Origin of the sequence: Streptomyces sp. Ru71, assembly GCF_002920535.1 — a bacterium.
Lineage (GTDB): Bacteria > Actinomycetota > Actinomycetes > Streptomycetales > Streptomycetaceae > Streptomyces.
In genome coordinates, this window is the sequence record NZ_PQSS01000003.1 from 16040 (window position 1) to 37337 (window position 21298).

Sequence of the window (21298 nt, forward strand, 5' to 3'; positions counted from 1 at the left end):
TCACTCCACGTGCTGGGGTCAGCCGTCTCCCCTTACTGACTCAGTCAGCGTACACAAAGTTGAGTCTATTCCACTCAAGGTGCGGAGGGGAGGGCAACAGGGCGGCGGTTCGCGCCCGCTGCGGGTAGGTTCCGTGCCATGACCGCGTACCCCCAGGACCCGGGCGCACCGGACGAGCCGTATCTCGCCTTCTGGCGGGAGCGACACCTGTGCACCCTGACGACGCTGCGCCCCGACGGCTCCCCGCACGTGGTGCCCGTCGGAGTGACCTACGACCCCGAGGCGCGGCTGGCCCGGGTGATCACCAACAAGGCGAGCGCGAAGGTGGCGCATGTGCTGGCCGCCGGCGCCGAGGGCGCGCGGGTCGCCGTCTGCCAGGTGGCGGGGCGGCGCTGGGCCACGCTGGAGGGCCGCGCGTACGTGCGCACGGAGCCGGAGCGGATCGCGGAGGCGGAGCGGCGCTATGCCGAGCGCTACGAGCGGGTGCCGTCGCCGAACCCGTCACGGGTCGTGATCGAGATCGAGCTGGCGAGGGCCATGGGCCGGGGATGAGCGGCGGGCGCGCGCACGAACCGTCCGTGCGCGCACCGCACGCGCACAAACTGCAGCGGCGTCACCGTGTTCAGGTCACGGTGACGCCGCTGCGGGGGGAAGCACCTGAGCGATCTTTTACGACGGGGGAATCGCGTCAGGCACTGCGGGGGGTGGCCGAGATGGTCCTCACGTCGGAGATGTCCGGCTCCGACAGCCGGTGGTCGCGCTGGTCGAGGTTCACAAAGATCATTCCGTACCGGATGGCACACCTCACTGGCTGCGGCGCCCCCCGAGGCCGCCGCAGACACCGGTACGCCCGCACGTCACCTTCCTCGTCCCGCGTGACGACGACCGGCTCACCGAAGACGGTCACCATCAGCGAGTCACCGTTGTGGGGGATGGCGGTGACGAGATCGATGAAGTGCCAGCCGGATCGGTAGGCGGTGGCCATTTCGCGACGGAACGAGCGGTCGTCGGGTGGAGTAGTCATGTCAGCTCCACGCACTGTCGTCCGTACCCACGGGGTTGCCACCGCTTCCCGTCGTGGCGGCGGCCAACGACCAAGCACTGTCAGCCCGGACTTCACCCTTCGTGCCGGAGAGGCCGCTCAGAGATCCGAAGGCCACAACGGCGGAGAAGGCGGCGACAAGCACCGAGCGAAGCATTCTCTTACGCATAGTCGGCTTCGTCCTCACTTGAAGGTCCCCTCTTCCCCCGTCGGATACGACGATGGCTCATTCAGGCACGTCAACGCCACACGATCGGTGCATCATGTTCCTGCACGTTCAGGACCCTGGGGGGTGGAGATTTGGTGACGAATCGGGCTAAACCTACACATCCCCATGCCTTGACAGAGTTGTGCGAGGAAGGCGGGCGTCTCTACGCGAACGCGCTCCGCACGGGGCGCATCGCCCGCGCGGACGTGGAGTCGGCGCCCTGTCTGATGGAATTCGCCCTGCTCCACCCCGACCCGGACGACGCCACCTGGCTGCGCCCGGTCCCGCCGTCGGTGGCCCTGGCCCAGCGGCTGCACCCCATAGAGCGCGAGATCACCGACCGCCGGCGGCTGTCGATCGAGCTGGCCGATGCTTTCGAGCCGTTCATGGCCCTCAGCGCCCAAGTGACCACCTCCACCCACTCGATCACCGTATTGGAGGGGCTCGACCGCATCAACGCGGCGCTGGACCTGGCGACGGCGCAGTGCCAGAACGAGATGCTCACCATCCAGCCCAGCCACCGCCACCCCGAACACCGGCTCGTCGAGGCGCTGGAACGCGACAAGACGCTGATCGAGCGCGGTGTCCGGATCCGCACCCTCTACCAGCACACCGCGCGCTACAGCCCCGAACGGCTCGCCTACGTGGACCGGTTCTCCGACGGCAAGGCGGAGTACCGCACCATCGACGAACTGGTCGAACGCCTCATCATCTGCGACGACTCCGTCGCCTTCATCCCCATCCGCGACGACCGTCAGGTGGCCCTCGAACTGCGCCACCCCGGCCTGGTGAGCTACCTCGTCAAGGTCTTCGAGTTCATGTGGAACCGGGCGGTCCCGCTGACCCCCGGCACCCCGTACGAGACCGCCCCCGACGGCATCACGGAGATCCAGCACTCCATCGCCAAGCTCCTGGTGGAAGGCCACGTCGACGAGGCCATCGCCCGCCGCCTCGGCATGAACGTGCGCACCTGCCGTGCCCACATCGCCAAGCTCGCCCAGGCCCTGGGCAGCGGCAGCCGCGCCCAACTGGGCTATCTCATCGCCCAGTCCGGGATCCTGGAGCAGAACCAGGGGCCACGGGGGTCGAGCAGCGCGTGACCGCCTCGGGGCACGACCACGAAGCAGCCGAGCTCTGCGAGCCGGGCCTGGCGCTGTACGCCCGCGCACTGCGCGAGGGCCATGTGACGACACGGGCCGCCGAACCCCTGCCGTGCCTGGTCGAGGCGGGTCTGCTGCAGCCGGACGCCACCGACGCGGGCCGGCTGCGCCCGCTCCCCGCCGCCCTCGCGCTGCCCAGGCTGCTGCGCACCATGGAGGACGACATCGCCCGCCGGCGGCGCAGGGAGGCCCTGCTGGTCGAGGCGTTCGAACCACTCCTCGCCCTGCCCGCACCGCATGCCGACGGCGCCCACGCCGACACCGCCGACACCGGCGCCATCCGCCTGCTGAGCGGCATCGACCGCATCAACCGGGCCATCACCGAGGCGTTGTCCACGGCCCGGGCCGAACTGCTCACCATCCAGCCGCACGCGAGTCATGTCACCACCGCCCTGCCGCGGCACGCGGAGGCCCTCTCGCGCGACCAGGACTTCCTGGACCGCGGCGGCCGCATCCGCGCCCTGTACCAGCACACCACGCGTCACATGCCCACCGTGATCGCCCGCTACGAGCGCCTGCGCGGCGACGTCCAGGCCCGCACCCTGGACGAGGTGACGAAACGTCTGCTGATCCTGGACCGGGAGGTGGCCTACATCCCCGCCAACGCGGACCGCACACTCGCCCTGGAGGCCCGCCACCCCGCCCTGGTCGACTTCCTCGCCACCGCCTTCGACCGCCTCTGGCGGCTGGCCACCCCGATGTTCCCGGAGGCCGTCCAGCCGCCCACCCGGGGCGGTGTGACGCCCCGCCAGCGGGCCATCGCCGCCCTGCTCATCGAGGGGCACACCGACGCCGTCATCGCCGAACGCCTCGGCATGAACGTGCGCACCGTGCGCGAGCACATCGCCAAGCTCGCCGCCACCCTCGGCAGCGAGAGCCGGGCGCAGCTCGGCTACCTCATCTCACGCTCGGGGATTCTTGACGCGGAAGCGTGAGCTGGGCCGGGGTGTCGAGGCCCACCTGGGCGATACGGACGCCCAGCTGGGTGCGGCTGGCGGCGCCCAGGGTCTCCGAAAGCCGGGCGATGTGGGCGCGGCAGGTCCGCACGCTGATGCCGAGCCGCTCGGCGATGACCGCGTCCTGGTGGCCCTCCGCCAGCAGGGCCGCGATGGACTGCTCGCGGTGCGAGATGCCCTCGAAGCCGCTGTCGGGGACGGGCGCGTTGAGCGGGACGCCGAGGCGCCACAGCCGTTCGAAGACCGTGACCAGGTAGGAGATCAGCGCCGGGTGGCGCAGTTCGAGGGCCATCGTGCGCTCGGAGTTCGCGGGGATGAAGGCCACCGTGCGGTCGAAGAGGATCAGCCGGTCCACGACCTCGTCGAGCGTGCGCGCCTCGACCGCGTCGCCCATCAGCTCCAGATAGGTCAGCAGGCCCTGTCCGTGCCGCGCCACATGGTTGTACAGGTCGCGCATCCGCACCCCACGGCCGCGCAGCGCCAGCGCCCGGTGCAGGCCCTCGGACAGCTCGTGCTCGCGGCGGATGCCGCCCGGCTGGACGGTCAGCACCTCCGTGGTGCACGCCTGTGTCGCCTCGTCCATGGCCGCCTGGATCCGGGCCAGCCCGTCCAGCACCCGGATCGCGCTGCCCTCGCCCGCCCCGGGCCCCGCCGCCGGCGTGCGGCCGCCCAGGCCCGCGTACCACTCGACGGCCGCCACCGCCGCGCCCACCCGGCGCTGGCTCTCGGCGACCTCGTCGTACACGCCGCGCAGCAGCCGGGTCATGACCTCCTGGGGCGCGGTCGGCACCAGCCAGTCCATGTCGTCGGGGTCGGGATGCAGCAGGGCCAGGTCGAGCAGGCAGGGAACCTGCTCGGCGTCCCGGCGGGGCACCCGGCCGCGCCGCACGGCCCGGGAGTACACCCGGTCCCCGGCCGCGCACAGTCGGTCGGCACCGTGCGGGTGCTCCTCCGTCCCGTGCCCGGTCATCGCCCATCCACCCCCGGTTCACGCCTCTTCCGCAGCGCAACTATGCGCGGACGGAGCGTTGCGTGCAACACGGGTCCGGCCCCCGTGACCGAGGGAAACCACCGGTTCGTACCGCTATCTCCCGGCCTCCGCCCCACCCTGTTGCAACAAGTTGCCCTCCGGCGCCCCTCCCCTTTCCCGGGCCCCGGCCCGACAATGCCGGACATGGTCCGCGCAGGGCGTACGACTCCGACGTATCGACCGATTCCGGTGGTCCGGGCTGCCGTCGCCGCCCTCGTCGCCGCCTTCGCGCTCCTCGGCTGCGACGCCGGCGGCGAGCCGTCCCACGCCTCCCCCTCGCCCGTCCAGCGGGCCTCGCGCGAGTACCGGGACGGGCATCTGGTCTTCACCGTGCTCTCCCTGCGCTGCGGGCTCACCGCGGTGGCCGGGACGCACAGCGAGGCGCAGCCGGACGGGCAGTACTGCACGGCGCGGCTGCGGGTGCGCAACGCCGACCCCGCCTTCCACACGTACGTGGCCGCGCAGCAGCGCCTGGTGAGCGCCGACGGGGCGCGGGCCACGCCCGACTCCTTCGCCATGGCGGTACGCCGGCAGCACGAGCGGGTGGAGATCGGCGGGCACGACCTCATCGAGATCGAGATCTGGTACGACGTCCCGAAGCGGGCGCGGGTGACCGGGATGCGGGTGTCCGGGGACCGGGACCCGGACGGCTATCTCAGCGGCGAGACGGTCCGGCACGCACCGGACGGCGTGTTCGTGCCCCTCAAGCCCCTCACCGGGCCGTGAGGGGCTCGGGCGGGCCCGCCGCGCCGGCCGGCCCGGGCTACTTCGTCAGACCGAGCGCCGCGCACGCCGAGGCGTACTTCGCGGTGCAGATCTCCGAGGTCTTGTAGATGCCGTCCTTGACGACGGTGCTCTTGATGTTGCTCTTCGTCAGCGCGACCACGGAGACCAGCTGGGCCGGGATCTCCTTGTCCGTGGGGCTGTCCACGGTGTCGGTGGCCAGGGCGTCGAACTGGATGTCCCGGCCCTGGACCTTGGCCACGGCCATCTCCGCCGCGGCCTCCGCCTCGGTCGGGTAGGGCTTGTAGACGCTCATGTACTGGTCGCCGGCGACGATGCGCTGCACCGCGTCCAGTTCGGCGTCCTGGCCGGTGATCGGGGGCAGATCGGTGACGCCGGCCGCCTTGAAGGCCTTGATGATGCCGCCGGCCATCGCGTCGTTGGCGGAGTAGACGCCGGTGATCTTCTTCGCGCCGAGAGCGGCGATCGCCTCGGCCATGTTGGCCTGGGCGTTCTTCGGGTCCCAGTCCTTGGTGTCGTAGGACTTCGCGATCGTCACCTTGTTGCTGAGCTCGGAGAGCGCGCCCTGCTTGAACTGCCCCGCGTTGGGGTCGGTGGGCGAGCCGTTCATCATGACGATCTGGTCGGCGGAGCCGGCGCGCGAGCCGAGGGCGTCCAGCAGGGTGCGGCCCTGCACCTCGCCGACGAGCTCGTTGTCGAAGGAGACGTACGCCTCGATCGGGCCCTCGGCGAGACGGTCGTAGGCGATGACCGGGATGCCGGCGTCCTTGGCCTTCTTCACCTCGCCGGCGATGGCGTGGGAGTCGACCGCGTCCAGCAGGATGACGTCGACCTTGTCGTCGATCATCTTCTGCATCTGGCCGGTCTGCCGGGCCGCGTCCTGCTCGGCGTTGGCGTACTCGACCCTGCCCTTGCCGTGGGTGAGGGAGGCGACCTTCGCCGCGATGATGGGGTGGTCGAACTTCTCGTACCGGGAGTTGACCTTCTCCGGCAGCAGCAGGCCCACCGTGACGTCGTCGGTCTTGGTGGGGCTCGCGGTGTTGCCGCCGTCCGTCGCGTTCAGCATGCTGCAGCCGGCGAGCGACAGGATCATCGTGGATGCGGCCACGGATATGGCGGTACGACGCATGCGGGTGCTCACTTCGGGGTGCGGTACGAAACGCGGGCGCAGCGGCACGACCCACGTGACTGAAAAGCCAACGCGGCGGCGCCGCTCTGCGTCAAGGTCAGCCACCTAACGAGATGACAACATCACCCTCCGCTTCGTCCGTGAAGACCCGAAGGGGTCCCGTACATTCACCGCCAAACACCCTTTACCGGTCCTTCACCAGCGGGTGTTCTCCTCCATGGATCAGCACAGGGGACCGAAAGTTTTCGGCCATTCGTAAGGGCGTGTCACCTGTGCCGCTGTTGCGAAGTGGTGACGAAGCGGCTGTTGATCACAGGTGAAGGCGGCGTGAAGATAGCTGCACCGCGCACGGACCGGGGGGTGATGACGACCGGGGTGACGGGCGCGGGCGCCTTCTCTTCTTCCGGTTTCTCTTCTTCCGGTTCGCCGTGCCGTGAACCCTTGTGACCCCTGGGGGAGTCCATGTCCGCTCGCCTCACCGCCGCCCGCCGTCTGCACACGGCCGCCGCGACCGCCGTCGTCCTGACCGTCGCCGGTGCCGCCTTCCTTCCGGCCGCCGCCGGCGCCGCCGAGCAGCAGCCCGCCGGCAAGCCGCTGACGATGACGCTCGGCAAGCCCGCCCCCGACGCCCCGCTCAGCCGCGGCGGCGCCACCGCGTCCATGACGCTGACGGTCAGCAACTCCTCCGACCAGCCGCAGGACTTCTCCGCCTGGCTGCTCGGCGAGGCCGACGGCCCGGCCCCGATCCAGTCCGACTCCGTCGTCCTCGACGTGAGCGCGCTGAACGCCCCCGCGACCAAGACCTTCGTGGGCGGGCAGGACGGCGGCTGGCAGGGCATGTTCTACCCGTCCTCCGGCAAGCTCGGGGACGGCTTCTCGGTCCCCGCCAAGGGCGAGCTCACCTGGAAGGTGACCGTCGGACTCGACAGGAACTACCCCACCAACGACGGCGACCTCACCCTGACGGCCAGCCCCGTCACCGGCTTCGAGAAGATCGACGCGGACAAGTCCCGCAACACCGCGGTCTTCAGGACCGACCCGCAGATCCGGCCCGGCGAGCTCAACACCACCTGGAACTGGGACCGCAAGGTCGCCCGCCCCGGTCAGTGGGCCGGCCTGACCCTGAACACGGCCGCCACCGGCCCCGGCGAGTTCCCCCGGGAGCTGCGCCGCACCATCGTCGTCCGCCCCCTGTACGTCACCACCCACCACGACTTCCTGCTGGAGGCCGAGCTGGGCGGCAAGCGGGTCCGCCTGGAGAAGACCGACCTCGACACCTGGGAGCTGCCGCCCCTCCCGAAGGGCTTCGGCTCCTCCTCGGGCACCGCGTCCGTCAAGCTGTACCTCGGCCTCGGCGACCACTCCGACATCGTGGAGGACAGCGTCGTCCACGTGCGGGCCATCTACTCGATGGGCGGCACCTACGACTTCGCCGAGTCCGCCACCGAGGTCGAGGCCGGCCCGGCGCAGACCACGCCGACCACGCCGCCGCCCGGCACCGCCTCCCCGTCGCCGTCGGCCTCCCCGACCCCGACCTCCACCCCGACCGGCACGCCGTCGGCCACCGCGAGCGCCACGGCGACCGCCGGAGCCGGCACCTCCGGGACCACGGGCACGGGCACGGGCACGGGCACGAGCGCGACCGTCACCGGCTCGATGGCCTCCACCGGCTCGGGCTCGACCGGTCCGCTGGCCGCGGCCGCCGCCGCGCTCGTCGCCCTCGGCGCGGCCGCCGCCTTCCTCGGCGCCCGGCGCCGGCGCACCACGCGCGGCTGATACGCACCGCGACGCCCGGCACCACGACGCGAAGGAGCCCGGAGGCGACATGCCTCCGGGCTCCTTCGCACGTGAACTACCGCTAGTCCTTGGCCTTCTTCGGCCGCCACACCACCAGCGCGCTGGTCTGCTGGACCTCCTGGTACGGGACCAGGTCGCGGCGGTAGGAGGCGTGCACGGCGGCCTCGCGCTGCTGCATCGCCGCCGCCGCGCCCTCCAGGGCCGCCTGCAGCTCCGCGACGCGGGACTGCAACGCGGCGACCTGGTTCTCCAGTTCGATGATGCGTTTGATGCCGGCCAGGTTGATGCCCTCGTCCTGCGACAACTGCTGCACCTGGCGGAGCAGTTCGATGTCGCGGGCCGAGTAGCGCCGGCCCCGGCCGGCGGTGCGGTCCGGGGAGACCAGGCCCAGACGGTCGTACTGGCGCAGCGTCTGCGGGTGGAGGCCGGAGAGCTGGGCCGCCACCGAGATGACGTAGACCGGGGTGTCCTCGGTCAGTTCATACGGGTTACGTCGCCGGCCGTCCATCCCACTCATGCTCCCTTCGCGGCCTCGAACAGCTCCGCCCGCGGATCCTCGCCCGCGGTCGCCTCGCGATACGCCTCCAGCGCGTCACGAGCCTTCCCCGACAGGTCCGTGGGGACACTCACCTCCACGGTCACCAGCAGGTCGCCGCGGGTGCCGTCCTTGCGGACCGCGCCCTTGCCGCGGGCGCGCATGGTGCGCCCGTTGGGCGTGCCGGGCGGCAGCTTCAGCGTGACCGGCGGGCCGCCCAGGGTCGGCACCCTGACCTCCCCGCCGAGCGCCGCCTCCGCGAACGTCACCGGCACGGTCACCGTGAGATTGTCGTCCTTGCGGCCGAACACCGGGTGCGCGTCGACGTGCACGACGACGTACAGGTCGCCGGCCGGACCGCCGCGCTCGCCCGGGGCGCCCTTGCCGCGCAGCCGGATCCGCTGCCCGTCCGAGACGCCGGCCGGGATGCGGACCTGCATGGTGCGGGAGGACTTGGCCCGGCCGCTGCCGTGGCAGACCTCGCACGGGTTCTCCGCGATCAGGCCCCGGCCCTTGCAGTCCGGGCAGGGGTCGGTCAGCGAGAAGCCGCCGCCCGAACCGCGCGCCACCTGGCCGGTGCCGACACAGGTCGGGCACACCCGCGGCGTGCCGTTCTTGTCGCCGGTGCCGGAGCAGGCCTTGCACGGCGCCTGCGACGACATCCGCAGCGGGACCGTCGCGCCCTCGATCGCCTCGGTGAAGCTGAGCGTGACCTCGGACTCGACGTCCTGGCCGCGGCGCGGCTGGGTCCGCGTCCCCGTGGCGCCGCCCCGGTTGAACAGGCCCCCGAAGACGTCACCGAGTCCCCCGCCGAAGCTGCCCCCGCCCTGGGCGCCTCCGAAGAGATCGCCCAGGTCGAAGTTGAAGGAGCCGCCGCCCGCGCCCGGACCCGGGCGGAAGCCGCCGCTGCCGAACAGCGCGCGGGCCTCGTCGTACTCCTTGCGCTTCTTGGGGTCGCCGAGCACGTCGTTGGCCTCGGAGATCTCCTTGAAGCGCTCCTCGGCCTTGGCGTTGCCCTTGTTGGCGTCCGGGTGGTACTCGCGGGCGAGCTTCCGGTACGCCTTCTTGATCTCGGCCTCGGTGGCGTCCTTGGGGACGCCGAGGACCTTGTAGTAGTCCTTCTCGATGAAGTCCTTGGTGCTCATCCCCGACGTCCCTCCTTCCCCTCGGTGTACTCGACGTCAGCCCTCGTCCGGGCCACCGCTCTCCTTGTCGTCGGCCGCCTTGTCCTCGGCGCCCTCCGCCTTCGCGCCCTGCGCGCCCGGCTGCGGCTCGGCCACGGCCACCCGCGCGGGGCGGATGGTGCGCTCGCCGATGCGGTACCCGGGCTGCAGGATCGCCACGCAGGTCGTCTCGGTGACGTCCGGCGCGTAGGAGTGCATCAGGGCCTCGTGGATCGTCGGGTCGAAGGGCTCGCCCTCCTTGCCGAACTGCTGCAGGCCCATCTTCGCGGCCACGGTCTCCAGCGACTCGGCGACCGACTTGAAGCCGCCGACCAGCTCGCCGTGCTCCCGCGCGCGCCCGATGTCGTCGAGCACGGGCAGCAGCTCGGTCAGGAGGTTCGCCACGGCGATCTCCTTGACCGTGACCCGGTCCCGCTCGACCCGGCGCCGGTAGTTCTGGAACTCGGCCTGCAGGCGCTGGAGGTCCGCGGTGCGCTCGTCGAGCGCCTTGCGCGTCTGGTCCAGCTGGGCCACCAGACCCGCGTTCTCGTTCCCGTCCCCGGCCGGGGCCGCCGCCTCCTCGGAGGAGGCGGCCTTCGGCTCGGCGTCGTCAGGGGTGGCGCCGGAGGGGACGTCGGGCTTCTCCTCGAAACCCGGGGTCTCCTCCGTCATTACGCGGCACCGTCCTTGCGCTCGTCGTCCACGATCTCGGCGTCCACGACGTCGTCGTCGGCCTTGGGGGCCTCGGCGCCGCCGGCCGCCGCCTGGGCGCCCTGCGCGTCGGCGTACAGGGCCTGGCCGAGCTTCTGCGAGACGGCCGCGACCTTCTCCGTGGCGGAGCGGATCTCGGCGGTGTCCTCGCCCTTGAGCTTCTCCTTCAGCTCGGCGACCGCGGCCTCGACCTCGGTCTTGACCTCGCCGGGGACCTTGTCCTCGTTGTCCTTGAGGAACTTCTCGGTCTGGTAGACCAGCTGCTCGCCCTGGTTGCGGGCCTCGGCGGCCTCGCGGCGCTTGTGGTCCTCCTCCGCGTAGCGCTCGGCCTCCTCACGCATGCGGTCGACCTCGTCCTTCGGCAGCGAGGAGCCGCCGGTGACGGTCATCTTCTGCTCCTTGCCGGTGCCGAGGTCCTTCGCCGTGACGTGCATGATGCCGTTGGCGTCGATGTCGAAGGAGACCTCGATCTGCGGGACGCCACGCGGCGCCGGCGGCAGACCGGTCAGCTCGAACATGCCGAGCTTCTTGTTGTACGCCGCGATCTCGCGCTCGCCCTGGTAGACCTGGATCTGCACCGACGGCTGGTTGTCCTCGGCCGTGGTGAAGATCTCCGAGCGCTTGGTCGGGATCGTGGTGTTGCGCTCGATGAGCTTGGTCATGATGCCGCCCTTGGTCTCGATACCGAGGGACAGCGGGGTGACGTCGAGCAGCAGGACGTCCTTGACCTCGCCCTTGAGGACACCGGCCTGGAGCGAGGCGCCGATGGCGACGACCTCGTCCGGGTTCACGCCCTTGTTGGCCTCCTTGCCGCCGGTCAGCTCCTTGACGAGCTCGGCGACGGCGGGCATACGGGTGGAGCCACCGACGAGGACGACGTGGTCGATGTCGCCCAGCTGGATGCCGGCGTCCTTGATCACGTTGTGGAACGGGATCTTGCAGCGCTCCAGCAGGTCCGCGGTCAGCTGCTGGAACTGGGCGCGGGTGAGCTTCTCGTCGAGGTGCAGGGGGCCCTCGGCGGAGGCGGTGATGTAGGGCAGGTTGATCGAGGTCTCGGTGGACGAGGACAGCTCGATCTTGGCCTTCTCGGCGGCCTCGCGCAGACGCTGCAGCGCCATCTTGTCCTTGGACAGGTCGACGCCGTGGCCGTTGTTGAACTGCTTGACCAGGTAGTCGACGACGCGCTGGTCCCAGTCGTCACCACCGAGGTGGTTGTCGCCGTTGGTGGCCTTCACCTCGACGACGCCGTCGCCGATCTCCAGGAGCGAGACGTCGAAGGTGCCGCCACCGAGGTCGAAGACCAGGATGGTCTGGTCGTCCTTCTCCAGGCCGTAGGCGAGCGCGGCCGCGGTCGGCTCGTTGACGATGCGCAGGACGTTCAGGCCCGCGATCTCGCCGGCCTCCTTGGTGGCCTGGCGCTCGGCGTCGTTGAAGTAGGCCGGGACGGTGATGACCGCGTCGGTCACCTTCTCGCCCAGGTACGCCTCGGCGTCCCGCTTCAGCTTCTGCAGGATGAACGCGGAGATCTGCTGCGGGTTGAAGGGCTTCCCGTCCAGCTCGATCTTCCAGTCGGTGCCCATGTGGCGCTTGACGGACCGGATGGTCCGGTCCACGTTCGTGACCGCCTGGCGCTTGGCCACCTCGCCAACGAGCACCTCGCCGTTCTTGGCGAAGGCGACGACGGACGGCGTGGTCCTGGCACCCTCGGCGTTGGTGATGACGGTGGGCTCGCCGCCCTCCAGAACGCTGACGACGGAGTTAGTCGTGCCCAGGTCGATGCCGACCGCACGTGCCATGGTTGATTCCTCCAGCTGACTTGAGTGGAACAGGCTCAAGTGTGCATGAGGCTCAGGCCCCGGTCAACAGACCTGAGTCGACGAGGCTCAACTCTTATCCGTTCCTTACACGCAACGGCGCTCTGACCTGCGACGATGGCGGCCGCCGTGGCGGCTGCACCCCGGAAAAAGGTTGACGCCGAGGTGGCTGGACCGGCTGCCGCAGGGGTGCGCGGGGCTGCGCCGGACGCGGGCCGGCCGACCGGGTCATGGTCTCCGCCGACCGCCGCCGGGGCGCGTACACGGGCACCCGCAGCAGCGCCAGCACGACGAGCAGCGCGGCCCCCGCGACCCACAGCGCGGCAGTGGCGCCGGCCCATCCGGCGTGCACCAGCACCCCGACGAGTACCCCGCCGCCGGCGGCCGTCCCCAGCAGCACGGTCGCGCCCTGCGCGGTGAGTCCGAGCCGCCGCAGCCGGTGGGCGAGGTGGTCGGGGCCGCCGCGCAGCAGCGCCCGCCCGGCCAGCCGCCGCGAGAGGGCGACGAGGACGGCGTCGGCGGCGCCGAGCGCGACGAGCGGCCCGAGGACGGCGGCGGTCCCGGCCAGGTCGTAGCCCGTCCGGGCGAGCACGGCACCGGAGGCCAGCAGGAAGCCGGTGAACAGCGAGCCGCAGGCGCCGAGCCCGATCCGCGCGGCCGGCCAGCCGTGCATGAGGAAGCCGGTCAGCGCGGCGGCCAGCACGCTCAGCAGCACCGCCAGCCCGTCCATCACCTCGGCCGCGGCGCACGCGGCCACCCCGAAGGCGGTGACCACCCCGACGGTCCCGGCGAGCCCGTCGGCGTGGTCGAGCGAGCGGAAGGCGAGGGTGGCGGCGCTGATCCAGCCGACGGCGAGCATCCCGCCCAGCACGCCGGTCTCGTCGTACGGCACGACACAGGCCGCCGCCACGGCCGTTCCGACGACCAGGAACCGCGTCTTGAGCCGCCAGACGTCCGCGGCGAGCCCCAGGGCGGCGACCGCGCCGCCCGCGACGAGCAGTTCGCCGATCCCGGCCCCGAGCGGCGCGAGCCGGGTCCAGTCGCCGGTGCCGGCGACCAGGCAGGTGGCCAGCGCCACGGCGACCCCGCCGAGCAGCGGCACCGGTCGCGTGCGCCGGCGCCGGTCGACGAGCCCCAGACGCAGGGCGGGCGTCCGGAGCGCTCCCGCGAGCAGGGCGGTGAGCAGCAGGGCGGCGGTGGCGGCGGTGATCCCGTAGAGCACGGATATAAGTTAGAGGTGAATGTACCAATTTGGTACGAATAACACGTTCGGATTGCCACGACGACTTCTTTAGGCAACCCTCAGCGACGCAGATCACCGAACGGTGTGCTGCATCGCATCGGAAGATGGGGGTAGTCTCAGACAGACTGGATAAGTTACCGCTTAGTAATGTCGCTCGGTTAGTCGCACGGTTAATCGAAGGCCGCCCCAGGAGCCCCCAATGCAACTCGCCGCGATCATCGTGTCGCTGGTCCTGATCGTGGTCGGCTCGGCACTGTTCGGCCGCGCCCTCCTGCAGATCTTCAACTTCATGCGGCTCGGCCAGCCGGTACCGGCCGGGACCCGCACCGACAACCCCTACCAGCGCACCGTCACCCTGGTCCGCGAGTTCCTGGGCCACACCCGGATGAACCGCTGGGGGATCGTCGGCTTCGCGCACTGGTTCGTGGCGATCGGCTTCTACACGCTGCTCCTGACGATCGTCAACGCCGTCGGCCAGCTCTTCCAGGCCGACTGGCTCCTGCCGGTCATCGGCGACTGGGCGCCCTACAACGTCTTCGTCGAGTTCATCGGCACCATGACCGTGCTCGGCATCCTGGCGCTGATCGTCATCCGGCAGCTGTCCCGGCCGGACAAGCCGGGCCGCAAGTCCCGCTTCGCGGGCTCCAACACCGGCCAGGCCTACTTCGTCGAGACGATCATCGTCATCGTCGGCGTCTGCATCTTCATGCTGCACGCGCTGGAGGGCGCGCAGCACCACGTGGACAGCTACGAGGCGTCGTTCTTCATCTCGTACCCGGTCGTGAAGGCCCTGGCGGGCCTGGACGTCTCCACGCTGCAGAACCTGACCTACTTCTTCGCCGGCCTGAAGATCTCCGCCTCCTTCATCTGGATGATCGTCGTCGCCCTGAAGACCGACATGGGCGTGGCCTGGCACCGCTTCCTGGGCTTCCCGAACATCTGGTTCAAGCGCAACGCGGACGGCTCCACCGCCCTGGGCGCGCTGCAGCCGATGACGTCCGGCGGCAAGCCGATCAACTTCGAGGACCCGGGCGAGGACGACGTCTTCGGCGTCTCCCAGATCGAGCACTTCTCGTGGAAGGGCCTGCTGGACTTCTCCACCTGCACCGAGTGCGGCCGCTGCCAGTCGCAGTGCCCGGCCTGGAACACGGGCAAGCCGCTCTCCCCGAAGCTGCTGATCATGTCGCTGCGCGACCACGCCCACGCCAAGGCGCCCTACCTGCTCGCGGGCGGCGGCAAGACCATGGAGGGCGAGGAGAAGGCCTCCGAGGAGCAGCTGAAGGACGTCCCCGCCGCGGCCCTCGCCGAGGCCGAGCGCCCGCTGATCGGCACCGCCGAGGAGAACGGCGTCATCGACCCGGACGTCCTGTGGTCCTGCACCACCTGCGGCGCCTGCGTCGAGCAGTGCCCGGTGGACATCGAGCACGTCGACCACATCCTCGACATGCGCCGCTACCAGGTGATGATCGAGTCCGCGTTCCCGTCCGAGGCGGGCACGATGCTCAAGAACCTGGAGAAGAAGGGCAACCCCTGGGGCCTGGCGAAGAAGCAGCGCCTGGAGTGGACCAAGGAGGTCGACTTCGAGGTCCCGGTCGTCGGCAAGGACATCGAGGACCTCTCCGAGGTCGAGTACCTGTACTGGGTCGGCTGCGCCGGCGCCCTGGAGGACCGCGCGAAGAAGACCACCAAGGCCTTCGCCGAGCTGCTGCACATCGCGGGCGTGAAGTTCGCGATCATGGGCGGCGACGAGAAGTGCACCGGTGACTCCGCCCGCCGCCTGGGCAACGAGCCCCTGTTCCAGGAGCTCGGCATGGAGAACGTGATGGCCCTGAACACGGCGTTCGGCGAGGAGCTGGACGACGAGGGCAAGGTCGTCGCGGAGTCCGCGAAGCCGAAGTCGGCGAAGAAGATCGTTGCCACCTGCCCGCACTGCCTCAACACGCTCGGCAACGAGTACCCGCAGCTCGGCGGCGACTACGAGGTCATCCACCACACCCAGCTGCTGCAGCACCTGGTGGACGAGGGCAAGCTGATCCCGGTCACCCCGGTCGAGGGCATCATCACCTACCACGACCCGTGCTACCTGGGCCGCCACAACAAGATCTACACGCCGCCGCGCGAGATCATCGCCAGCGTCCCGGGCATCCGCAACGAGGAGATGCACCGCCACAAGGAGCGCGGCTTCTGCTGCGGCGCCGGCGGCGCGCGGATGTGGATGGAGGAGCGGATCGGCAAGCGCATCAACAACGAGCGCGTCGACGAGGCGCTGTCCGTCAACCCGGACATCGTCTCCACCGCCTGCCCGTTCTGCCTCGTCATGCTCACGGACTCCGTGAACGGCAAGAAGAACGAGGGCAAGGCCAAGGAGTCCATCCAGGTCGTCGACGTCGCCCAGCTGCTCCTCGACTCCGTCAAGACGCCGGTCGACCCGGCGGGCGAGCCGGAGCAGGAGAGCGAGCCGGAGCCTGAGCCGGTGAAGTGACCGACCCGCTGCTCGCCGGCCGGCGCCGGTGAGCAGCCCCGGCCGGTGAAGCCGGAACCGCTGAGCCCGGCACCGCCCCCTGACCCGCACAGGCAGGGGGCGGTGCCGTACCTGTTGTCGTACGTCTGCTGTAGTACCCGTGCTGTCGTACCTGTGCGAAGGAGCCGTGGGTCATGTCGGAGCCGGGGAACGGGTGGGCTGCGGCCCTGACCGAGGCCGCGCACCCCTCGTGGTCGCGGCGGGCCGGTGCCGGGCGGGCACTCGCCCCCCACGCCGACGTCCCCGAGGCCGCGCGGGCCTTGGCGGCGCTGCTGCTGGACGCCGAGGACACGGCCGTCACGCGCCGGACCGCGCACGCGCTGACCCGCGCCGGAGGGGTGGCCGCCGCGAGGCTCCTCTCGGTCGCGGTGACCGAGGCCGACGACAACCAGGCCGACTGGATACGGACCGGGGTGCAGGACGCGCTGGAGGACCGGCCGACCGGCGTACCGGCCCTCCGAGCGGCCTGCCGTCAGCTCACCCGGTCCCCGGAGGAAGCCGTCCGCCGGGGCGCCGGGGCGATCCTGGCATGGACCGAGCCCACAGGACGGTGAAGGACCTCACCGGCGGGTGAGCGGATCGTTCACGCCCCCTTCGGCCCCGCCTGCTGCACCACGTCGAAGGACCACAGCGTGGAGCCGCTGGCCGCCGGCTTGGGACGGTCGCCGCCGCCCTGGTGTGCCGTCTTCATCGGCCCCTCCATCCATGCCTGGAAGGACTCCTCGTCCCGCCAGCGCGTGTACACCAGGTACTGGTCCGTGCCCTCGACGGGGCGCAGCAGCTCGAACCACTCGAAGCCGTCGGAGTTCTCCACGGCGTGGGCCCGCGAGGCGAACCGCTTCTCCAGCACCTCCCGCTGCTCGGCGGGAACGGTCAGCACATTGATCTTGACGACGCTCATGGACCCATCCTCGCCCACCGGCACCGGTCGTGAGCGCCCCGGGTCGGCCCCGGGCCTGTCCGCGCGCCTCGAACATGTGCATGATTGCTGGGTTGTTGTCGACGGGGTGGGCGGGGTGAACGATGCCGGTGCGGACAGAAGCGCGGAGGGGAGCGCTGGGTGAGGCGCGAGGGGGAGCGCTGGGTGAGGCGCGAGGGGGAGCCCGACGCCGAATGCTGGGCACCACCGTCGTCACCAGTGGCCTCCTGCTGCTCCTGGCCGGCTGCGGCTTCTCCTCCGAGACGAAGCACACCCCCGTCCGCGCGGCCCAGGCCCCCGCGGCCCCGCTGCCGATCCCGCGCGGGACGGGCAGCAAGACCCCCGACGACTTCAACGGCGACGGCCACCGCGACCTCGTCCTCAACGACCTCGCCAAGGCCCAGCCGCACACCGACGACCCCGGCATCGGCATCGTCTACGGCAGCGCGCACGGGCTGGTGCCGGGCACGCGCCGGCTGCTCTCCCCGGCCACGCACGCCGCCCGCGTCGGCGGCGAGCTGCCCGCCCTGTTCGACGCGGAGGCCTCCTGCGACCTCGACGGCGACGGCTTCACCGACCTCGTCGTGTCCACCGACCCGCCCTACGACGGCCAGGGCCGCCCCCCGGTGCCGTTGCAACTGCTGTTCGGCTCCCCGGGCGGCCTGACCGGCCGCGGCGTCGTCCTGGCCGTCCCGGACCGCGCCCGGGCCGGCAACGACTGGCCGGACCAGCCCGTGTGCGGCGACTTCGACGGCGACCAGCAGGCCGACCTGGTGCTGCACGCCACCGGCGGCAAGCTGAGCTTCCTGCGCGGCCCGTTCAGCCGCCAGGGCGCCCCGCGCAAGGCCGCCGCCCCGCTCCCGGGCCCCGGCAACCTGCCCACCGGCCCGGCCGCCGACGTCGACCGCGACGGCTACGACGACCTCCTCGTCCGTACGGCGGAACGCTCCGGCCCCTCCGCCGTCGTGCTCGGCGGCCCCGACGGCCCCACCCGCACCGGCGCCGTGCTGCCGGCCGGCATCGACGTGGCCCTGGGCGGCTTCGGCCGGGGCAAGGCGCTGGACGCGGCGGTCGGCACGATGACCGGCACGGCCCTGCGCTACGACCTGCCCGGCGCCGCCCGCGCCGCCCTGACCTCCCCGGGCTCGGTGCTCGACGCCGCCGACTTCGACGGCGACGGCCTGAGCGAGCTGGTCTCCAGCGGCTCCCGGGTGAAGGTGTTCCGGGGCCGCGCGGCGGGCCTGTCGCAGCGGCAGATGGTGACCGTCCAGCCCGTGGCACACGGCACCTCCCGGGTGGTCGCCCTCGGTGACTTCGACGGCGACGGACGGGCGGACCTCGTCGTACGGACGTACCGCAGTGAGACGCAGGACACGGTGGCCGTGCATCCGGGAGTACGGCGGACACTGGTGTCGGCGAAGCCGACGGTGACGTTCTCGACCCGGGAGTTCCTGCCGGCGCCGTAGACCCGTACGGGGGTTGACCGGCAGTCCCCGGAACCGACCCCGAACCGGCCGGTGTTGACCCCTTAGGGGATGTCACAGCTCGGCCGCAAACCCCCGCCCGGGGCTCGGCCGTGGGCACGTCACTCTGCGGAACCAGGTACGTTCGATGACGTGGCTGGATTCAGGATCGGACGCGGCGGCCGGGACGGCCGTTCCCCGCAAGCGCGACCGCAACACCCCCCGTACGGACAGCAGGCGCCGCAGGGACCGTCGTACGGCTACCCGCAGGCGCCGCAGGCGTACCCGCCGAACGGCGGTGGCGGCACCCCCGCCTCCCCGTGGCCGCAGTCAGGCGGCGGCTACCCGCCCCAGGACGAGCCGGAGTACTTCGGCGGCCACGGCAACGGCTACGCGCCCGGCCCGGCGGACCCGTACGCGGCGAACCAGCCGGGTCACACCCAGGCCTTCTCCATCGACGAGCAGGCCCGCTACGACGACGGCTACACGCAGGGCGGCACCTACCAGGCCGGCGCGGCGACCCCGGCCGGCCCGATCGGCCCGCGGCTGCGCTGGAAGGAGCTGCTGAAGGGGATCGTGCTGTCCCCGAACCAGACGTTCCTCCAGATGCGGGACTACGCGATGTGGGGCCCGGCCCTGACCGTGACGTTCCTCTACGGCCTGCTGGCCGTCTTCGGCTTCGACGGCGCCCGCGAGGACGCGATCAACGCCACGCTGTCCAACGCCATCCCGATCGTCCTGACGACGGCGGTGGCGATGGTGATCTCGGCCTTCGTGCTGGGCGCGGTCACCCACACCCTGGCCCGCCAGCTCGGCGGCGACGGCGCCTGGCAGCCCACGGTCGGCCTGTCCATGCTGATCATGGCCCTGACGGACGCGCCGCGCCTGGTCGTGGCCATGTTCGCGGGCGGCGACGCGTCGTTCGTGCAGCTCCTCGGCTGGGTCACCTGGATCGCGGGCGGCGCGCTGCTGACCCTGATGGTGAGCCGCTCCCACGACCTGCCCTGGCCGAAGGCACTGGGCGCGTCGGCGATCCAGCTGATCGCGCTGCTGTCGATCGTGAAGCTGGGCACGTTCTAGGTCCCCTGGGCGGGGCTGAGTCCCCCGGATGCGGAAGGCCCCCGGCGTGTGCGCCGGGGGCCTTTCCACATGTCACCCAGGGGCTCAGGCGTCGAGGACCTGGCCCTCCCGCTTCACGACGGGCGGCTCGACGCTCCACGGGAAGTTGATCCACTCGTCGGTGCGCTTCCAGACGTACTCGCACTTCACGAGGGACTGGGACTTCTCGTAGATGACGGCGGAGCGCACCTCGGCGACGTGGTCCAGGCAGAAGTCGTGGACGAGCTTGAGCGTCTTGCCGGTGTCGGCGACGTCGTCCGCGATCAGCACCTTCTTGTCGGTGAAGTCGATGGCGTTCGGGACCGGGGAGAGCATGACCGGCATCTCCAGGGTGGTCCCCACACCGGTGTAGAACTCGACGTTCACCAGGTGGATGTTCTTGCAGTCCAGGGCGTAGGCGAGGCCGCCCGCGACGAAGACGCCACCCCGGGCGATGGAGAGCACGATGTCGGGCTGATAGCCGTCGTCGGCGATGGCCTGCGCCAGCTCGCGCACGGCCGTCCCGAACCGCTCGTAGGTCAGATTCTCACGTACGTCACTCATGCTCGCGCTCACACCTGCGTCCGATGGAAATTGATGTAGGACCGGGAAGCGGTGGGGCCGCGCTGCCCCTGGTAGCGCGATCCGTACCGTTCGGCACCGTAGGGGAACTCGGCGGGCGAGCTGAGCCGGAACATGCACAGCTGGCCGATCTTCATCCCCGGCCACAGCTTGATCGGCAGGGTGGCGAGGTTGGACAGCTCCAGCGTGACGTGTCCGGAGAACCCGGGGTCGATGAACCCGGCGGTGGAGTGGGTGACCAGCCCGAGCCGGCCGAGCGAGCTCTTGCCCTCCAGGCGGGAGGCGATGTCGTCCGGCAGGCTGATCACCTCGTAGGTGCTGGCCAACACGAACTCACCGGGGTGCAGGATGAACGGCTCGTCGCCCTCCGGCTCGACGAGCCGGGTCAGGTCAGCCTGCTCGATGGAGGGGTCGATGTGCGGGTACCGGTGGTTCTCGAACACCCGGAAATACCGGTCCAGCCGTACGTCGATGCTCGACGGCTGCACCATGTCTGTGTCGTAGGGATCGATGCGGACCCGCCCGGCATCGATCTCGGCCCGGATGTCCTTGTCTGAGAGAAGCACGTCCCGAGGATACGCAAGGCGTGCGGAGCCCCCACAATCGCGACGGCCCCGCACGCCGGATGATCTTTCCCGGGTGCCGCTACCGCTTCCCGACCAGGGTGACCGGCACCGCACTGCGGAGCCGGGCACACCGGGGACACCGCACGAGGCGTCCGGGGCCGAGCCGCTCGGCCTGCTGCATCGGGAACGAAGCGGTGGTGAACACGTGCCCATCGGCACAACGGACGACGGTGCGCTCCATCAAGTCCTGAAGTCCCTTCCCCAAAGAGCCGCGCCGGGCTGGAATGCCCTGACGACGGGGCCACACATTACGGGATGAAAGGGACGCCCCTCCAGGCGGCACTCCGACCTCGCGAAGCACCTCCCCGAGCCCTCCACGGTACGCCCCAACTCCGGCCCCCCGCAGCCGCATCCCCCTCCCCAGCAACACACACAGGCCCCCGGCCTTGAACACCGGGAGCCTGGGATGGGGTACAGTGGGCGACGGTTCCGACACCACCTCATATGGAGGTCGTCGGCGACTTACGCGGGTGTAGTTTAATGGTAGAACATCAGCTTCCCAAGCTGAGAGCGCGAGTTCGATTCTCGTCACCCGCTCTGCGAGAAACCCCAGGTCA

20 protein-coding genes and 1 tRNA gene are annotated in these 21298 nt (G+C 70.9%); 10 read left to right on the forward strand and 11 right to left on the reverse strand.

Annotated features, from left to right (window positions below):
* Positions 1-138 precede the first annotated feature (138 nt).
* Positions 139-552, forward strand: coding sequence for a pyridoxamine 5'-phosphate oxidase family protein (locus tag C3489_RS02560; RefSeq protein ID WP_103779384.1), 414 nt, complete (start codon positions 139-141; stop codon positions 550-552).
* A gap of 136 nt (positions 553-688) precedes the next feature.
* Here C3489_RS02560 and C3489_RS02565 read toward each other — a convergent pair whose 3' ends face one another.
* Positions 689-1024 (reverse strand): hypothetical protein, encoded by a 336-nt coding sequence (locus C3489_RS02565; protein ID WP_103779386.1) that lies wholly within the window; start codon positions 1022-1024, stop codon positions 689-691.
* 318 nt (positions 1025-1342) lie between these two features.
* Between C3489_RS02565 and C3489_RS02570 the strand changes: the two genes are divergently transcribed.
* Entirely contained in the window at positions 1343-2350 is a 1008-nt protein-coding gene (locus C3489_RS02570) for a helix-turn-helix transcriptional regulator (protein ID WP_103779388.1), read from the forward strand.
* Entirely contained in the window at positions 2347-3345 is a 999-nt protein-coding gene (locus C3489_RS02575; RefSeq protein ID WP_103779390.1) for a LuxR family transcriptional regulator, read from the forward strand. Before C3489_RS02570 ends, C3489_RS02575 begins: the two co-directional genes overlap by 4 nt.
* On the opposite strand, the gene C3489_RS02580 is transcribed toward C3489_RS02575, so the two are convergent.
* Positions 3308-4336: a helix-turn-helix transcriptional regulator gene (locus C3489_RS02580; RefSeq protein ID WP_103779392.1), complete on the reverse strand. Its 1029-nt coding sequence runs from the start codon at positions 4334-4336 to the stop codon at positions 3308-3310. The genes C3489_RS02575 and C3489_RS02580 overlap by 38 nt on opposite strands.
* Positions 4337-4540: 204 nt before the next feature.
* Between C3489_RS02580 and C3489_RS02585 the strand changes: the two genes are divergently transcribed.
* Positions 4541-5122 (forward strand): DUF4352 domain-containing protein, encoded by a 582-nt coding sequence (locus C3489_RS02585; protein WP_146075265.1) that lies wholly within the window; start codon positions 4541-4543, stop codon positions 5120-5122.
* A 37-nt stretch (positions 5123-5159) separates the two neighbouring features.
* Here C3489_RS02585 and C3489_RS02590 read toward each other — a convergent pair whose 3' ends face one another.
* Positions 5160-6281: a sugar ABC transporter substrate-binding protein gene (locus C3489_RS02590; protein WP_258054537.1), complete on the reverse strand. Its 1122-nt coding sequence runs from the start codon at positions 6279-6281 to the stop codon at positions 5160-5162.
* Between the two features lie 450 nt (positions 6282-6731).
* Here C3489_RS02590 and C3489_RS02595 point away from each other — a divergent pair, with 450 nt between their 5' ends.
* Positions 6732-8045, forward strand: coding sequence for a hypothetical protein (locus C3489_RS02595; RefSeq protein ID WP_103779398.1), 1314 nt, complete (start codon positions 6732-6734; stop codon positions 8043-8045).
* 82 nt (positions 8046-8127) lie between these two features.
* Here the strand turns inward: C3489_RS02595 and C3489_RS02600 are convergent, their stop codons facing one another.
* From C3489_RS02600 to C3489_RS02620, 5 genes are all read right to left on the reverse strand, one after another.
* A complete protein-coding gene (locus C3489_RS02600; RefSeq protein ID WP_103779400.1) occupies positions 8128-8574 on the reverse strand; it encodes a heat shock protein transcriptional repressor HspR in 447 nt (148 codons plus the stop codon).
* A 5-nt stretch (positions 8575-8579) separates the two neighbouring features.
* The gene (gene dnaJ, locus C3489_RS02605; protein WP_103779402.1) at positions 8580-9746 is read right to left on the reverse strand and encodes a molecular chaperone DnaJ; all 1167 of its coding nucleotides are present in this window, start codon (positions 9744-9746) and stop codon (positions 8580-8582) included.
* Between the two features lie 36 nt (positions 9747-9782).
* A complete protein-coding gene (gene grpE / locus C3489_RS02610) occupies positions 9783-10436 on the reverse strand; it encodes a nucleotide exchange factor GrpE (protein ID WP_103779404.1) in 654 nt (217 codons plus the stop codon).
* A complete protein-coding gene (gene dnaK / locus C3489_RS02615) occupies positions 10436-12271 on the reverse strand; it encodes a molecular chaperone DnaK (protein ID WP_103779406.1) in 1836 nt (611 codons plus the stop codon). Before dnaK ends, grpE begins: the two co-directional genes overlap by 1 nt.
* 94 nt (positions 12272-12365) lie before the next feature.
* Positions 12366-13511 carry an MraY family glycosyltransferase gene (locus tag C3489_RS02620; RefSeq protein WP_103779408.1) on the reverse strand — a complete coding sequence of 382 codons (1146 nt, stop codon included), beginning with the start codon at positions 13509-13511 and terminating at the stop codon, positions 12366-12368.
* Positions 13512-13731: 220 nt separating this feature from the next.
* On the opposite strand from C3489_RS02620, the gene C3489_RS02625 reads away from it, so the two are divergent.
* Positions 13732-16014, forward strand: coding sequence for a (Fe-S)-binding protein (locus C3489_RS02625; RefSeq protein WP_103779410.1), 2283 nt, complete (start codon positions 13732-13734; stop codon positions 16012-16014).
* A 173-nt stretch (positions 16015-16187) separates the two neighbouring features.
* Positions 16188-16607 (forward strand): hypothetical protein, encoded by a 420-nt coding sequence (locus C3489_RS02630; protein ID WP_181139468.1) that lies wholly within the window; start codon positions 16188-16190, stop codon positions 16605-16607.
* A 29-nt stretch (positions 16608-16636) separates the two neighbouring features.
* Here the strand turns inward: C3489_RS02630 and C3489_RS02635 are convergent, their stop codons facing one another.
* Positions 16637-16954, reverse strand: coding sequence for an antibiotic biosynthesis monooxygenase (locus C3489_RS02635; protein ID WP_103779412.1), 318 nt, complete (start codon positions 16952-16954; stop codon positions 16637-16639).
* 212 nt (positions 16955-17166) lie between these two features.
* Here C3489_RS02635 and C3489_RS02640 point away from each other — a divergent pair, with 212 nt between their 5' ends.
* Positions 17167-18438 carry a VCBS repeat-containing protein gene (locus tag C3489_RS02640; protein WP_103779414.1) on the forward strand — a complete coding sequence of 424 codons (1272 nt, stop codon included), beginning with the start codon at positions 17167-17169 and terminating at the stop codon, positions 18436-18438.
* 69 nt (positions 18439-18507) lie between these two features.
* On the forward strand, positions 18508-19515 hold the full coding sequence (locus C3489_RS02645; RefSeq protein ID WP_103779416.1) for a YIP1 family protein: 1008 nt from the start codon (positions 18508-18510) through the stop codon (positions 19513-19515).
* 84 nt (positions 19516-19599) lie between these two features.
* Here the strand turns inward: C3489_RS02645 and C3489_RS02650 are convergent, their stop codons facing one another.
* Entirely contained in the window at positions 19600-20097 is a 498-nt protein-coding gene (locus C3489_RS02650; protein WP_103779418.1) for a phosphoribosyltransferase, read from the reverse strand.
* Positions 20098-20105: 8 nt separating this feature from the next.
* Positions 20106-20681 (reverse strand): dCTP deaminase, encoded by a 576-nt coding sequence (dcd, locus tag C3489_RS02655; RefSeq protein WP_103779420.1) that lies wholly within the window; start codon positions 20679-20681, stop codon positions 20106-20108.
* 526 nt (positions 20682-21207) lie between these two features.
* Here dcd and C3489_RS02660 point away from each other — a divergent pair.
* Positions 21208-21278 (forward strand) — tRNA-Gly (locus C3489_RS02660).
* The last annotated feature ends 20 nt before the right edge of the window (positions 21279-21298 follow it).